The organism is Natronosalvus caseinilyticus (assembly GCF_017357105.1).
In the GTDB taxonomy this organism is placed as follows: Archaea; Halobacteriota; Halobacteria; order Halobacteriales; family Natrialbaceae; genus Natronosalvus; species Natronosalvus caseinilyticus.
Genome location: NZ_CP071596.1, coordinates 1645752 through 1659698 on the forward strand (window position 1 = coordinate 1645752; position 13947 = coordinate 1659698).

The 13947-nt window shown below is 65.4% G+C and carries 15 protein-coding genes; 7 read left to right on the top strand and 8 right to left on the bottom strand.

Annotated elements, in window-relative coordinates; translation table 11 throughout:
• Position 1: 1 nt before the first annotated feature.
• Together tnpA and J1N60_RS07950 are read right to left on the bottom strand one after the other, a co-directional pair.
• Entirely contained in the window at positions 2-391 is a 390-nt protein-coding gene (gene tnpA, locus J1N60_RS07945) for an IS200/IS605 family transposase (RefSeq protein ID WP_312912073.1), read from the bottom strand.
• A 168-nt stretch (positions 392-559) separates the two neighbouring features.
• On the bottom strand, positions 560-1249 hold the full coding sequence (locus J1N60_RS07950; RefSeq protein WP_312912075.1) for a metal-dependent transcriptional regulator: 690 nt from the start codon (positions 1247-1249) through the stop codon (positions 560-562).
• 143 nt (positions 1250-1392) lie between these two features.
• Here J1N60_RS07950 and rocF point away from each other — a divergent pair, with 143 nt between their 5' ends.
• The 3 genes from rocF (at position 1393) to J1N60_RS07965 (ending at position 4220) form a co-directional block, all read left to right on the top strand.
• Positions 1393-2313, top strand: coding sequence for an arginase (rocF, locus tag J1N60_RS07955; RefSeq protein ID WP_312912077.1), 921 nt, complete (start codon positions 1393-1395; stop codon positions 2311-2313).
• A gap of 110 nt (positions 2314-2423) precedes the next feature.
• Positions 2424-3578, top strand: coding sequence for an NAD(P)/FAD-dependent oxidoreductase (locus tag J1N60_RS07960; protein WP_312912079.1), 1155 nt, complete (start codon positions 2424-2426; stop codon positions 3576-3578).
• 18 nt (positions 3579-3596) lie between these two features.
• Entirely contained in the window at positions 3597-4220 is a 624-nt protein-coding gene (locus tag J1N60_RS07965) for a small multi-drug export protein (RefSeq protein ID WP_312912081.1), read from the top strand.
• A gap of 6 nt (positions 4221-4226) precedes the next feature.
• Here J1N60_RS07965 and J1N60_RS07970 read toward each other — a convergent pair whose 3' ends face one another.
• On the bottom strand, positions 4227-4676 hold the full coding sequence (locus J1N60_RS07970) for a universal stress protein (protein ID WP_312912083.1): 450 nt from the start codon (positions 4674-4676) through the stop codon (positions 4227-4229).
• Between the two features lie 85 nt (positions 4677-4761).
• On the opposite strand from J1N60_RS07970, the gene J1N60_RS07975 reads away from it, so the two are divergent.
• Positions 4762-5766 carry a DUF3179 domain-containing (seleno)protein gene (locus tag J1N60_RS07975; protein WP_312912084.1) on the top strand — a complete coding sequence of 335 codons (1005 nt, stop codon included), beginning with the start codon at positions 4762-4764 and terminating at the stop codon, positions 5764-5766.
• Positions 5767-5838: 72 nt separating this feature from the next.
• Here the strand turns inward: J1N60_RS07975 and J1N60_RS07980 are convergent, their stop codons facing one another.
• Positions 5839-6312, bottom strand: a complete 474-nt coding sequence (locus J1N60_RS07980) for a DUF7384 family protein (RefSeq protein ID WP_312912086.1) — start codon at positions 6310-6312, stop codon at positions 5839-5841.
• Positions 6305-6523, bottom strand: coding sequence for a hypothetical protein (locus tag J1N60_RS07985; protein WP_312912087.1), 219 nt, complete (start codon positions 6521-6523; stop codon positions 6305-6307). The genes J1N60_RS07980 and J1N60_RS07985 overlap by 8 nt, the downstream gene beginning before the upstream one ends.
• A gap of 182 nt (positions 6524-6705) precedes the next feature.
• On the opposite strand from J1N60_RS07985, the gene J1N60_RS07990 reads away from it, so the two are divergent.
• Complete coding sequence (locus J1N60_RS07990) at positions 6706-7401, top strand: helix-turn-helix domain-containing protein (RefSeq protein WP_312912088.1); 696 nt, start codon at positions 6706-6708, stop codon at positions 7399-7401.
• A gap of 63 nt (positions 7402-7464) precedes the next feature.
• On the opposite strand, the gene ddfA is transcribed toward J1N60_RS07990, so the two are convergent.
• The 3 genes from ddfA to J1N60_RS08005 all read right to left on the bottom strand — a co-directional run bounded on the left by ddfA (position 7465) and on the right by J1N60_RS08005 (position 12103).
• Positions 7465-7785 carry a DdfA family disk-determining factor gene (ddfA, locus tag J1N60_RS07995; RefSeq protein ID WP_312912090.1) on the bottom strand — a complete coding sequence of 107 codons (321 nt, stop codon included), beginning with the start codon at positions 7783-7785 and terminating at the stop codon, positions 7465-7467.
• Between the two features lie 119 nt (positions 7786-7904).
• A complete protein-coding gene (locus J1N60_RS08000) occupies positions 7905-11126 on the bottom strand; it encodes a PAS domain-containing sensor histidine kinase (RefSeq protein WP_312912092.1) in 3222 nt (1073 codons plus the stop codon).
• A 107-nt stretch (positions 11127-11233) separates the two neighbouring features.
• On the bottom strand, positions 11234-12103 hold the full coding sequence (locus J1N60_RS08005) for a dihydrodipicolinate synthase family protein (protein ID WP_312912094.1): 870 nt from the start codon (positions 12101-12103) through the stop codon (positions 11234-11236).
• A 15-nt stretch (positions 12104-12118) separates the two neighbouring features.
• Here J1N60_RS08005 and J1N60_RS08010 point away from each other — a divergent pair, with 15 nt between their 5' ends.
• Positions 12119-13276 (top strand): AIR synthase family protein, encoded by a 1158-nt coding sequence (locus J1N60_RS08010; RefSeq protein ID WP_312912097.1) that lies wholly within the window; start codon positions 12119-12121, stop codon positions 13274-13276.
• 207 nt (positions 13277-13483) lie between these two features.
• Positions 13484-13918, top strand: a complete 435-nt coding sequence (locus tag J1N60_RS08015) for a hypothetical protein (RefSeq protein WP_312912099.1) — start codon at positions 13484-13486, stop codon at positions 13916-13918.
• Positions 13919-13947 lie beyond the last annotated feature (29 nt).

A 13947-nucleotide genomic window follows, 5' to 3' on the forward strand; every position in this document is an offset into this window, starting at 1 on the left:
TTTATTGGCCGGTCTGGGCTTCGATGTATTCCTCAATGGTCTGGCTCGATACCTCGCCTGCTGAGGAGACGAAGTACGAGCGCGTCCACAGCGAGGGGAGGCCGAAGTCGAATTCGTCTCGGAGGTTCCGCGAGGTGTAGCCCTTGATCTGTTGGATGATTTTGTTCGGGGAGAGTTTCGGATTCCCCGTGATGAACAGGTGTACGTGGTCGGGCTGGATTGCCAGCCGGAGTATGTCGAGGTCGAGTTCGTCGGCTTTCTCCTCGATGAGTTGTTCGAGACAGTCTACAACCTCGTCAGTCAGCACCGGCTTGCGGTACTTCGGACACCACACGAAGTGGTAGTGGAGGTTGTGTACCGACGTTCGCTCTCGACTATACCCACGAGGCATAGCCTTAGATAAAACTCACTCACTATTAGTTGCTTTGATTCTATCAACCCTACACCGTGCTAGGAGGAGCGATTGTGTCGGATTTGTCGGATACATCTCACGACTGAAGTCGTGGGCTTTCTCCTTGACTTCGTGTAATCAATTCCCGCCCGCCCGTTCGCCGACGGATCACGACCGGGCGTCCACCGGCGTCGCGACACGGACGTGGCGGGCCACCTCCTGTGGGAGCGAGACCTGGGTTTCGGTATCCGTCGACTCGAGCGGCCGCGCGGTCACCATCCCGAAGGGGGCGACCTCGAGGATCTCGAGTTCGACGCCGGGCTCGACGCCGTGTTCGGCCAGGTACGAGAGAATCTCGGGGTCGTGATCGGCGACTTCCCGGACGACGACGCGGTCGCCCGCCTCGAACGCCGAGATGGCATCGCCGGTCGGCGTCTTCGGTGCCTCGAGGTCGGCGCTCGGGATGGGGGCGCCGTGGGGGTCGACGTCGGGGTCGTCGAGGGCGGCGGCCACTCTGGCCTCGAAGTCCTCGCTGATGTGGTGTTCGAGGCGGTCGGCCTCCGCGTGGACCTCTGACCAGTCGTAGTCGAGGTGCTCGGTCAGGTAGGCCTCGAGCAGGCGGTGGTGACGGATTACCTCGAGGGCGACGGTCTCGCCCTCCGGGGTGAGGACCACGCCGCGGTACTTCTCGCGGTCGACGAGGCCACGCTCCTCGAGTTTGGTGAGCATGCTGGTGACGGTGGGGGACGTGACCTCGAGTTCGTCGGCGATGGCGGAGGTCTTGACCCGCTCGTCGCGTCCCGCCTGGAGCTGGTAGATCGCCTTGAGGTAGTCTTCCATGACGTCACTCAGCATCATCGTCCGAATTTAGGTGCGTCTATTCCTAAAGGTTCCGACGACCGAATCCGACCGCGACCGCCCCGTATCCAGCGGTTTCGTGGAATCGGATACTCGAATCCGAAATCGGGTCACTCTAAACGTCGGGTGGAGAACCTCGAGGTATGGATCGAGCTGTCCACGTAATCGGTGCACCGATGGACTACGGGGCCGACCGACGCGGCGTCGACATGGGAACCTCCGCGATCAGGTACGCGGGCCTCGCCGACGAACTCGCCGACGCCGGCGTCGAGGTTCTCGACCAGGGTGACCTCCCGATGCCCCGTGCCGAGGAGCGCGACCCCGACGCGAATCAGCCGGTCGAGGGCAGCGCCAAATTCCTCCGGGAGGTCGAGGACGTGACCACGCGCGTCGCCAGTTCCGTCGCCGCGACCCTGGAGACCGGCGCGTTCCCGCTCGTCCTCGGCGGCGACCACTCCATCGCCATCGGATCGATGGGCGGCTCCTCACGGGACGCCGATCTCGGCGTCGTCTGGTTCGACGCCCACGCCGACCTCAACACGCCCGCGACGTCCCCAAGCGGGAACGTCCACGGGATGCCCCTGGCCGCGACGCTCGGTCGCGGCATGTTCGAGGGCCTCGAGTGGGCTCACGCCCCGCGGGTCCGCGAGGAATCGATCGCCTACGTCGGCCTCCGGAGTATCGACGAGCGCGAGCGCGAACTCGTTCGCGAGAGCGAGATGACCGCGTTCACCATGTCCGACATCGACGAGCGGGGCATCACGGCGGTCGTCGAGGACGCCCTCGACGTGGCGACGGCGGGCACCGACGGCGTCCACGTCAGCCTCGATCTGGACTGGCTCGACCCTAACGCAGCCCCCGGTGTCGGGACCCCCGTCCGCGGTGGCGTCACCTACCGGGAGGCCCACTCCGCGCTCGAGACTGTCTACGAACGTGACCAGAACGAGGGGATTCTCCGGTCGATGGACGTCGTCGAGGTCAATCCGATCCTCGACGAACAGAACGAGACGGCCGAACTGGCCGCCGAACTGGCGGCGAGCGTCTTCGGAAAGCGGATTCTGTAGATATGTAGACTAATCGATTGTTTCTGTCGAGTTCTGTTACATGCGAACGGTGCGCACGCCTATCCGGGTTTCAACACCTTTGTATCGGTGTGTTACGGAGGTTGGCGTATATGACCGAGAACGTCGTCGTGCTCGGCTCCGGCTACGCCGGCGCCGGCGCGATCAAGTCGCTCCAATCGGAACTCGACGAGACCGCTCGACTGACCTGGATCTCCGACACCGACTACCACCTCGTGTTGCACGAGTCCCACCGCGTGATTCGAGATCCCTCGGTTCGCGCTGACATCACCATCCCTGTCGCCGACATCGCCGACCCGCGGACCCGATTCATCACCGACACCGTCACCGGCCTCGACACTGAGGAACGCGTCGTCGAACTCGCAGACGGCGAAGACGTCGAGTACGACTACGTGCTGGTCGCCCTCGGGAGCGGTACTGCCTACTACGGCATCCCCGGCCTCGCGGAGCACTCCCTGACGCTCAAGAGCCTCGATGACGCCCTCGAGATCAACGAACAGATCACCGAGGCGAGTCGCGACGCGACCCGCGGCGAGCCGGCCCAGGTCGTCATCGGCGGCGCCGGTCTCTCGGGCATCCAGACCGCCGGCGAGGTCGCGGCGTTCCGCGACGAAAACCGCGCGCCCCTCGAGATCCATCTGGTCGAGGCACTCGACGAGATCTTCCCCGGGAACGACCCCGAGATCCAGCAGGCCCTGCGCGACCTGCTCGAGGAAGCCGGCGTCAAGATCCACACCGACGACCCGATCACCGAGGCCGAGGACGGCGTCATCCACTTCGACGAGGGCGACCCCCTCGAGTACGACGTGTTCGTCTGGACCGGCGGCATCACGGGGCGTGAGGCCCTCGACGGGACCGACCTCGATAACCAGCACAACCGCGTCGAGGCGAAGGCGAACTTCCGAACCTCCGACGAGCACGTGTTCGCCATCGGCGACTCGGCGATCGTCGATCAGGGCAGCCAGCCCGCCCCGCCGACCGCACAGGCCGCCTGGCAGGCCGCGGAGGTCGTCGGCGAGAACATCGCCCGTGCGATCGACAATCGCCCGCTCAAGACCTGGGAGTACGACGACAAGGGAACGGTCGTCTCCGTCGGCGACGAGGCCGTCGCTCACGGCGTCAAGATGCTCCCCGTCGACACCTTCGGTGGCTTCCCCGCGAAGAACCTCAAGAAGCTCATCGCCGCCCGCTGGATCGCCGACCTGACCTCCTGGAATCGGGCCCGCAAGGCCTGGTCCGTACTCTGATCGAGGGCTGAGAATTTCGTGGACCCGATCGTTTTCGACGCTTTGGTGTCGCTCGACCGCTCTCTCGGTATCCTCGGCGGCGGATCGGTTTCGAATGTGGTTCCGGTTCCGAACCCGAGCACGGGCCCGGTCACAGGGTTAGCTCAGGCGCAACTCGCCAGCGTCGAGGAGTGGACTCGAAACCTCCTCGACGCCGCCAGCGGCCCCTGGCAGTACGTCCTCGTCTTCGCGCTCGCGGCGACTCCCCTGCTCGAAATCCTGGTCGTGATCCCGCTCGGTATCGCCCTCGGACTCGATCCGATCGCGGTCGCCGTGACGGCGTTCGCCGGCAACGTCCTCCCGATCTACGGCATCGTCCTCGCGGCCGACCGGGTCGCGGCGTGGCTCGAGAACCGTCGCTCGGACGAGCCCTCCGCACGACGGAAACGGGCGGTCCGCATCTGGAATCGCTACGGGCTGCCGGGGCTGGCGCTGCTCTCACCCGTCACGACCGGAGTCCACCTCGCGGCCGTCCTCGCGCTCTCGCTGGGCGCCCGTGGCCGGGACACGCTCGCGTGGATGACCGGCAGCATCGCCCTCTGGACGGCCCTCATCACGCTCGTCAGCGTCGCCGGACGGTCGGCGCTCGAGGGCGCCTTCTAGTCGCTTCTACGGACTCACTCGGTTTGCCCCGCCGTCGCCGACGACCAGCACCGGCCTCGAGGACAGGCGAACCAGCGCGTCGACCGTGCTCCCGAGCAGGGCGTCGCGAAACGCCGACCGACCCTGTGCGCCGACGACGATCACCGAACAGGCCTGCTCGTCGGCGTAGTCGAGGACCTCCTCGTGGGGCGTTCCTCGTTTCCGGGTTGTCGTGACGGGGACGTCGGACTCGCTCGCCGCGGCCTCGACTCGCTCGAGGGCGTCGTCGGCACGGGACCGCTGTCGGTCGCGAACCTCCTCGGGGTCGACGATACCCGAATCGTATGCCGTTCGGTCCTCGAGCACCGAGATGGCGAACAGCGGGACAGCGAGCGTCTCGGCGAGGAATACGGCGTGTTCCACCGCTCGCTCGGCCGTCTCGCTGCCGTCGGTGGCGACGAGAATCGACTCGTACATACCTGGCCTTGGTCGCCGGTCGGAAAGAAGATTCACCTCCTGGATCGAGCCCTGGATTTTTCTCGTATCCGGACGAGGGCCTCGTATGAACGTCAGACAGGTTATTCCGCGGGACGCGATCCCAAGCATCGACGATCCCCGGTTCGGCCAGGACCACCGGGGACCGGCCTCCGACGAAGCCGTCGTCCTCGAGGCCGAGGATGGCCCTGCACGAGCGTACCCGATCCGGATTCTCGACTACCACGAGGTGGTCAACGACGAGGTGTCGGGCGCCTCGGTTGCCGTCACCTGGTGTCCGCTCTGTGCCAGTGCCGTCGTCTACGACGCCGTCGTCGACGGTCGTCGGCTCACGTTCGGCGTGAGCGGAAAGCTCGCCGACGACGACCTCGTCCTCTACGACCGAGAGACTGACTCGGCGTGGAAACAATCCTCGGGCGTCTGCATCGACGGCCCCCTCGAGGGGGCGCGACTGTCGCCGCGGGCGTCCTCGCTGACGACGGTCGACCGTTTCTTCGAGCGCTACCCCGACGGACGAGTCCTCCAGCCAGTCCCTGACGCCGAGAGCGAGGCCGCGAGCGAGGACGACGACCCGGCGCCGGTCGACTACGACGAACGACCGTACGCGGGGTACTTCGCGAGCGACGAGGTCGGTCTCGCTGGTCTTCGTGGCGACGGCGACGGGGGCCGGACGTGGGACCGCCGCGATCTTGACCCCAAAGCGGTCGTCCTCGGCATCGAACGAGACGGTGACGCGCTCGGTATCCCGTTTCCGTGGGTTCGCGAGGCAGGCGGCGTCCTGAGGACGTCGGTCGGCAAGAACGAGATCGTCGTTGTGGCCGGCGAGGCCGGCATTCACGCGTTCGAGGCGCCCGACTTCGCCCTCGAGTTCGCGCGAGCGGTGGAAGACGCGAACGCGGACGCGGATACGGATGCGACCGACGACCCACCACTCGTCGGCGACGGCACGACCTGGGACCCCGTCACCGGCGAGAGCGAGGACGGGCGCCGCCTCGAGACCGTCCCCGCGAAGCGGTTGTTCGCGTTCGCCTGGTGTGACGACCACGGGCAGGAATCGCTCGTCGATCGGTGAGCCGGCAGCGAGCGTACCCCCTGGGGGTCGGTGCCGGTGAACGCGCCGCTCGGCGACGAACGCCGCGTTACCTCACGCTCGAGGGTCCCGGTCCGGCCCCGGATAGCCACCGTCCTCGACGGCCTCGTAGAGGCTCTCGGCGTCGAACACCGTCGCGAACGCGTCCGGCGTCCGCACGCTCACGGCGACCCGCGGCTGTAAGGTCATTCCCGCTTTTGCCGACCCCAGGTGCTCGTCGAACGAGAGGAGGTGCGCGGCGTTTCCCCGGTAGGCCGAGGCGAGCGCCGGGTGGTCCTCGGGCGGGTGCTCGACGCGAACGCGCTCGTGCTCGAGTCGGTCGCGGTGGCTTCGCGCGAGGTCAGTGTCGGCTAGCGCTGCCACGAGCGATTCAGTTGCCTCGAGGAGGTCGTCGCTCGCGACCAGGTCGAGCCAGGAGTGGCGGCGCACGTAGTCGAGGGCGTCCCTGGCCGCCCCGCCGACGAGGAGATCCGCCGCGAGCACGTCCGCGTCAGCGACGATGCGTGCCGGGTTCGGCCGGTCAGGCATCGTCGGCCTCCGGGTTCGATTTCGATGCTGGTTCCAGGGCCGATTCCGATTCCGAGGCTGAGGCTGAGGCCGATTCAGGTTTCGACCCCGAATCCGGGCCAGAATCGTCGGCAGCCGACTCGCGCCGTCTCGCCAGTTCGTTTCGAATCGTCTCGAGGTCGACCGCGAACGACTCCCCCCGGTCGAACAGCGTTTCCCAGCGTTCGGTCATCACTCGAGGTTGGGGGTCGAGCCTCAAAAGTACTCGAGGGGTGGCGCTCGACGGTCGCGGTTGTTCGAGAGGGACGCCGAGTTCGAGGCGACCCGAGCCGGGCAGCGATTTCGACAGCTAGTAACCAAATTATTTAGGAGGTAGAGTAGTAATTCACCTATGTGTGATTGTTCGTGAGAAAAATGCATCGGTCCCCCAACGCACAACGGAGCGCCTCCGCCGTCGAAGTTACATTTTCGATATCTGATGATTCGTATCCGTTCGTCGCAGCATCGACCATCGACGGCTGTGAAATCGAGTTAGCGAAGCTGCTTCCGCGGGACGACGGCCGGTTCGCGGAGTACTTCACCGTCACCGGCGCCGATACAGGTCGAATCCACGACCTCGCCGCGGACCACGCCTCCGTGAACGTTTCGCTCCTCGAGACGTACGACCACGGTGGGTTGTTCGAATTTCTGGTCTCCACCGACTGTCCCGCCGTGACGCTGGCGACGTGCGGCGCGCTCCCCAGGGAGGTTCGCGGCGTCGACGGTGAAGGGCGGATCGTCGCCGAAATTCCGTCGCCGTACGACGCCGGCGACGTCATCGAGACGTTTCTCGAGGAGACCGCCGGCGTCTCGCTCGTCTCGAAGCGCGAAACGGGGTCCGTCACACCGCTCTTTACGGAATCGTCGTTCGAGCAGGTCCTGGAGGCCCAGCTCACCGACCGCCAGCACGAGGTGCTCGAGGTCGCATACCAGGCGGGCTACTACGACTGGCCGCGAACGTGTACCGGCGAGGAGGTAGCCGAGCGCCTCGACATTACCTCCGCGACGTTCTCCGAGCACATCCACACGGCCGAGCGAAAGTTGCTCACGATGCTTTTCAGCGGGCCGTGAAGGTAGGGCCTGGGGCCGATCCGGAACCCGACAGAATGCGATAGAACGCGACGGAACGCGTCGTCAATTGCGCTCGGAAACCGTAATGGTCGTCCGGCCGCTGGTGGAGACGGTCACGTCACACCCGTGAAACCGGAACTCGACGACACCCGTTCGCAGCGACGGCATGTGGCTTGTCGGTTCGAACAGTTGGTCCAGTGCCTCGGGATCGACGGCCTCGTAGAGCGGAGGGAGGGATTCCGGCGTCGACCCAGTGGCGGCGGCGACTGCCTCGACTACTGCCTCCGAGGGTGATTCGTCGCTCGCCCAGTCGGAGGAGACGGTGTACGTGTCAGTCTCCGGATCGTACCCAATCCTGTCGTCGGGTGAGTGGTCTGAGGACATTGGAGGACAGAAGTGATGATTGACTATCGGGGACGACGAGAAGTGACACCTTAGTTTCGGCCCCTACATCTCGAGGGCCGTGATCGGGTTCGAACCGTCAACCGGGTATCCGGTTTTCTTCACTCGTCGTCGCCGTCGCCGTCGACACCGACGTCGGCCGCGGCCGAAAGGGTAAACGAGAAGGTCGCACCTTCGCCCGGTTCGGAGTCGACCCAGATCTTGCCCCCGTGGCGCTCGAGGACGCGCTGGCAGATCGCCAGGCCGATGCCGGTGCCGGTATCTTCCTCGCGCGAGTGAGCGCGATTGAAGACGTCGAAGATTCGATCCGCCTCTCGGGGATCGATGCCGATGCCCTCGTCTCGCACCGAGATGATCCAGTCCGATTCGTCGCGCTCGGCCGAGACATGCACGCGTGGCGGGGCGTCGCCAGCGTAGGTGAGCGCGTTGGCGATCAGGTTCTGAAAGACTTGCCTGAGCTGACTGCCGTCGGCCCGAACCCACGGCAGCGGATCGGCGGTAATCACCGCGTCGGTCTCGACGACTCGCACCTCGAGATTGGCGAGCGCCTCCTCGAGGGCCTCGCCGGCGTCGACCGGTTCGAGCGGGGCGCCCTGGGTGTCGATACGCGAGTACTGGAGCAGGCCGTCGATCATCTCGCGCATCCGATCGGCGCCGTCGACGGCGAATTCCAGGAACTCCTCGCCGTCCTCGTCGAGTTCGTCGCCGTACCGGCGCTCGATCAGCTGGAGGTAGCTCGAGACCATCCGCAGGGGTTCCTGGAGGTCGTGGCTGGCGGCGTAGGCGAACTGCTCGAGACGTTCGTTCGAGGCCTCGAGGCGGTCGATCGTCCCCTCGAGTTCCGCCCGGTAGTCGGTGCGCTCGATCGTTTCCGCGAGGATGTTGGCGACGCTTTGCACGAAGTTCACGTCCTCGTCGGTGAACGACCGGTGGTCGGTGTCGTGGACGCCGAGGATGCCCCACGGATCGTCGGCGGAGCCGATGATAGTACTAATGCCGCTCGAGACGTCGTGGTCGGTCAGCAGGTCGGGACCCTGGAATCGGCTCTCCGACTCGAGGTCGTCGACGACGACGGGTTCCTCCGCGACGAGCGTGTATCCGGCCTGGGAGTTGTCGGTGGCGGAGACCGTCGCCGTGCCGACGATTCCCGCCTGCCAGCCGACGCCCTGCCGAAGGCGCAGTTCGTCGGCGACGGGGTCGAGATCAAGGACCTTGCAGTAGTCGGCCTCGAGCGCGTCGGCGACCTGTCGCGTCGCCTCGTGCATGAGCTCGTCGATGTCGTTGGTCTCGATGGCGAACTGACCCAGGTCGGCGATGACCGCCTGTTGGACGGCACGACGTTGCAGTCGGTTTCGCGACCGGACGCGCTCGGTGATGTCCGTGAGGTAGACCGACTGGCCAGTCTCGGAGGGATAGACCGTCACCTGGAGCCAGGCGTCGGCTGGCTCGTAGAACACCTCGCGTTCGACTGTGGTTCCGGTTTGCTTCGCCTCGTGGGCCGCATCGGAACACGCGGTTGCCTCGAGTTCGGGGAGGGCGTCCCAGATCGGTGCGCCGAGCAGTTCCGACCCCGAGACGTCGACTAGGTCGGCGAATGCCTCGTTGGCGTAGATGACGTGCCAGTCGGTGTCGACCGCGAAGAAGGCGTCGTCGATCCGCTCGAACAGGTCGTCGAGTTCGGTTCGCAGGTCGTCGCGCTGTCGCTCGATACGCTCGGCCTGTACTTTCAGTTGCGTGATGTCCGTCACCGCGGCGACGACGTGGCGAACGCTGCCGTCGCCTCGCGTGACGGGCGTGGCGTTGATCGAGAGCCATCGGGGCTGGCCGTCGGCGTCTTCGATCCAGATCTCCGTGTCCGTCACCGGCTCACCGGTCTCGAGCACCCGGCTGATCGGCCGCTCCTCGAGGGGAATGTGCTCGCCGGTCGCGTCGTACATGTCCCGCTGACCGGCGCTGTAGGCTTCCATCGTCTCCACCGATCGGTCGAAGATCTCCGCCAGCCGATCGTTCGCCCGCACGGTCGTTCCGTCCGGATTCGCGACCATGATCCCGACCGGACTCGTCTCCAGGACACGATTGATCAGGTCGCGCTCGTGTTGCAGTTGCTGTTCGTGCTCGCGCCGGTCGGTCATGTCGCGGGTGACTTTGAGGAACCCCCGGTGGGTGCCGTCGCCGTCGAAGATCGCCGTGATGGTGACGTTCGCCCAGAACGTCGTGCCGTCGCGCCTGACGCGCCATCCCTCGTCCTCGACCGATCCCCGCTTGAGGGCGGTAGCGAGGTTTCGTTCGGGGACGCGCTCGGCCCTGTCGTCGGCCGTGTAAAAACTCGAGAAGTGCTTTCCGACGATCTCCTCGCGGTCGTAGCCCTTGATCTTCGAGGCACCCTCGTTCCAAGAGACGACCCGCCCCGCGGGATCGAGTCGAAAGATGGCGTACTCCTCGACGGCGTCGACCAGCGACGCGAACTCCGCCTCGCTCTCGAGGAGGGCACCTTCTGAGCGCTTCTGTTCGGTAATGTCGGAGTAGAGTTCGACCCGCCCGCCGGCGTACTGGCCTGTCTCGATCGGCTTGCTCCAGTGCTCGAGCCAGCGGCCGGTCCGTTCCTCGTCTTCGGTGACGCGACACTCGAAGCGCTCGACGGTGTCGTTGTTCTCGTAGGTCGCGAGGACGCGTTCCGCGAACGTCTCGGAGTCGGCGATCCGCTTACTGACGTCGTCGACGACGGTGCGTTTGTCGCGACCGACGAGGTCCGCTCGCGAGAGTCCGAAGTACTCCTCGATCGTCTCGTCGGCCCACGCGACGGTGAACTCGTCGTCGAGAACGATGACGCCGATCTCGGCGTCGTCCAGGACGCTCGTGATCGACCGGTAGGTCTCCCGGGCGGATTCGGCGCGTTCGCGGTGGCGTTCGCGTTCGGAGACGTCACGCGCGACGCCGATCGTTCCGGTGAATTCCCCATCCTCGATCAGCACCGTCATCCGGACGTCGCAGGGAACCGCCCCGCCCTCCGCTGTCCGGACCGAAAACTCCATCGTCGACACGTTGGCGGCCCCCTCCTCGAGTTGTCGCCTGATCTCCCGTCTCCCTCGAGTGACGTCCTCGTCCTCGAGGAGCATCGAGATGTGCTCACCGACGAGGTCCTCGCGGGCGAATCCCGTCGTCTCGACGATCGCTTCGTTGACGGCCTCGAAGCGGCCCTCGGCATCGAGCTGGTAGAGACCGTCGTCGACCGTGTCGACGAGCGTCCGGTAGCGGTCCCGCGCCACGTCGTCGGACACCCCCTCCCAGAAAGTCGTTCGTGTGCCTATCGACCGGTCGTTCATACGTCGTAATGATCACTCGATGGGATAAAATCTCTGGCATGCTTCTCGGTGAAGCATCCCGTGACGGACGTCACTCGAGCGTCGAAGACGGGCGCGACGACCGATCGTCAGGCCTCGAGCGCGGCCTCGAGCACCGCCGTGACCTCGGCCGCGGCGTCCTCGTCAATCGGCTCGAGCGGTCGGCGCGGGGGCCCGACCTCGAGGCCACGGTGAGCGAGGGCCGTCTTAATGCCGGGGACGCCGTAGCGGGCCGTGAGCGTCCGGTTGAGTTCCACGATAGCGGCGTTCAGGTCGCGAGCGGCGGCGGCGTCGCCGCTGTGATGGGTCTCGAAAATCTCGCTCGCCAGGTCGGGAACGGCGTTCGCAACCGCCAGCACCCCGCCGTCGGCGCCGGCATCGAGCGCGTGGGCGTAGACGCTCCCGTGGCCGACGAGCACCGAGAAGTCGGCGTCGGCGGTAAACCGGACGAGGCGCTGGATCGACTCGAGGCTCCCGCTCGAGTCCTTGATCCCGGCGATATTCTCGTGGGTCGCGAGCGACTCGACGAGTCGCGGCGAGAGTGGGAAGCCGGTGAACTTCGGCACGCTGTAGAGGTAGATGGGGATCGGCGATTCCACGGCCAGGTCGCGGTAGTAGCGCCCGAGTGCAGCGTCGTCGCTGCCGTAGTACGACGGCGTCACGACCAGAGCGACGTCGGCACCTGCTGCGGCCGCGTCCTCGGTCGACTCGAGTGTCGGTTCGTACCCCTCGTGACCGGTGCCCGCGAGGACGGGTTTCTCGGTCGCGTCGGCGACCGTCTCGACGACCTGCGTTCGTTCGTCGGCCGTCAACAGCGGCGCCTCGCCCGTCGACCCGCAGGGGACGAAGAAGTCGATTCCCGCGCTCGCGAACCAGTCCACGAGGGCCTCGAGGCGCTCGTGATCGACGCGTCCGTCGTCGGTGATCGGCGTCACCAGCGGCACGCCAGTTCCGTGCATGGCGGTTCCTGGGTGATGACGGCTAATAGTTGTGGCCGTTCGGACGCCGACGATCGTTCCGGGGTCGTCGACGTCGTCGGGACTCGAGCGAGCATCAGCAGGCCTAAGCGCCCGCTTCGAGAACGTTCGACCGTGACCGACCCCTCGCCCGACGCCGACCCTTCGCTCGGCAAGATCGACCGGACGGTGTTCGAGCGACAGATCGCTCCCCGACTCGGCGCCGACCGCGACGACGTCGTGCTTGGGCCCACCCACGGCGTCGACTTCGGTGTGCTCGACGTCGGCGGTCGTGCCGTCGTGGTGGCGACCGATCCGGTATCGATCCTCCCCGACCTGGGCCTCGAGCGCGCCGCCAGGTTCGCCCTGGACATCGTGCTCACGGACGTCGCGGTCAGCGGAATCTCACCTTCTCATCTCTCGATTTCGTTTACCCTGCCCCCGGAGATGACCGACGAGCAGTTTGCGACGATCTGGGAGGCGATCCACGAGGAGTGCGTCGACCTCGGAATCGCGATCACGGCGGGCCACACCGCCCGTTATGCCGGCATCTCGTACTCCTGGGTCGGCGGCGCGACGGTGCTCGGCGTCGGCGACCACGAGGCCGTCGTCCGTCCCGATGGTGCCCGCCCTGGTGACGTGCTCTTGCTCACCACCGGGCCGGCCGTCGAAGCCGTCGCCCTCCTAAGCACTCTCTTCGGCGACCAGATCGACGTCTCCGAATCGACGCTCGAGGACGCCGGGGCCTGCCTCGACGATAGCTTCGCCGTCCGGGACGCGCTGACCGCGGCGGTGAGCGCGCCGGTTCACGCGATGCACGACGTAACCGAAGGCGGCCTCGCAGGCGCGCTCGTGGAGATGTCGGAGGGATCGGGAACTCGTTTCGAGATCGATCGGTCGGCAGTCCCGATCCGGCCGGCCGTGCGAGAGGTCTGTGACGCTCTCGAGATGGACCCCTGGCGGGCGACCAGTTGCGGTTCGCTCGTGATCGCGGTCGATCCGGGGGACGTCTCCGCAACCGTGGAGGCGCTCGAGAGTCGTGGAACGACCGTCGCTGAAATCGGGCACGTCGAGGGGCCCGGCGATGCTCCCGAAGTTCGCGTCGATGGCGCCGTGCTCGAGCACCCCGGCGTTGACTCCTCGTGGTCGGCGTTCGAACGCTTCGCCGAGTTCTGAGCGAACACAAATCCAAACAGCCCCGTGGGAGCACTCGATGCTCGATTCAGCGAGATCGATTTCTTTCAGAAATCTTCTGTACCCACCTCGTTGTTCTCACTCTGCAAGTCCCCGACCAGTGCTCCAGATTATCGCGACGACCTGGTCGTTGTTCAAACTGTTCAACTTGACGGCACTAATTTAAACGAGGAGGTATAGTACGTGGATATGAACCGGCGAACCGTCCTCGTCAAATTCGTTGTTGCCTGTTCTATTCCATTTAGTGGCTGTCTCAGTGAATCCTCCAACGAGCCCAGTGAATCAACTAACCCAGAATCCGATCAGAACGGTTCAGCAGACGAAACGCCCGAAGGCCGAGTAGATTCCGTATTTATCGAGAATCTTAGTGAAACTGAAGCACGGGTGGAAGTTGTTGTCCAGAAGGAGAACGGTGACGAAATACTAGCCAACGCGTACAGAATCCCTGGAAGCACTGGAATAGAAATACCGGCGGTCGGTATAGAGGGAGAAGAGTACGACGTTTCTGTGCAGTATGACGGTGTCCATAAAGAAGACGAGTGGTCTGTAAAAGACACATGGGCCTTGTTTAGACGCTCAAACTTCCGCAGTGCAGAGTCGATCGAACTCGTATCGCCGTGCTAGTAGCTCGGGGAAAATACCAAATTTACTAG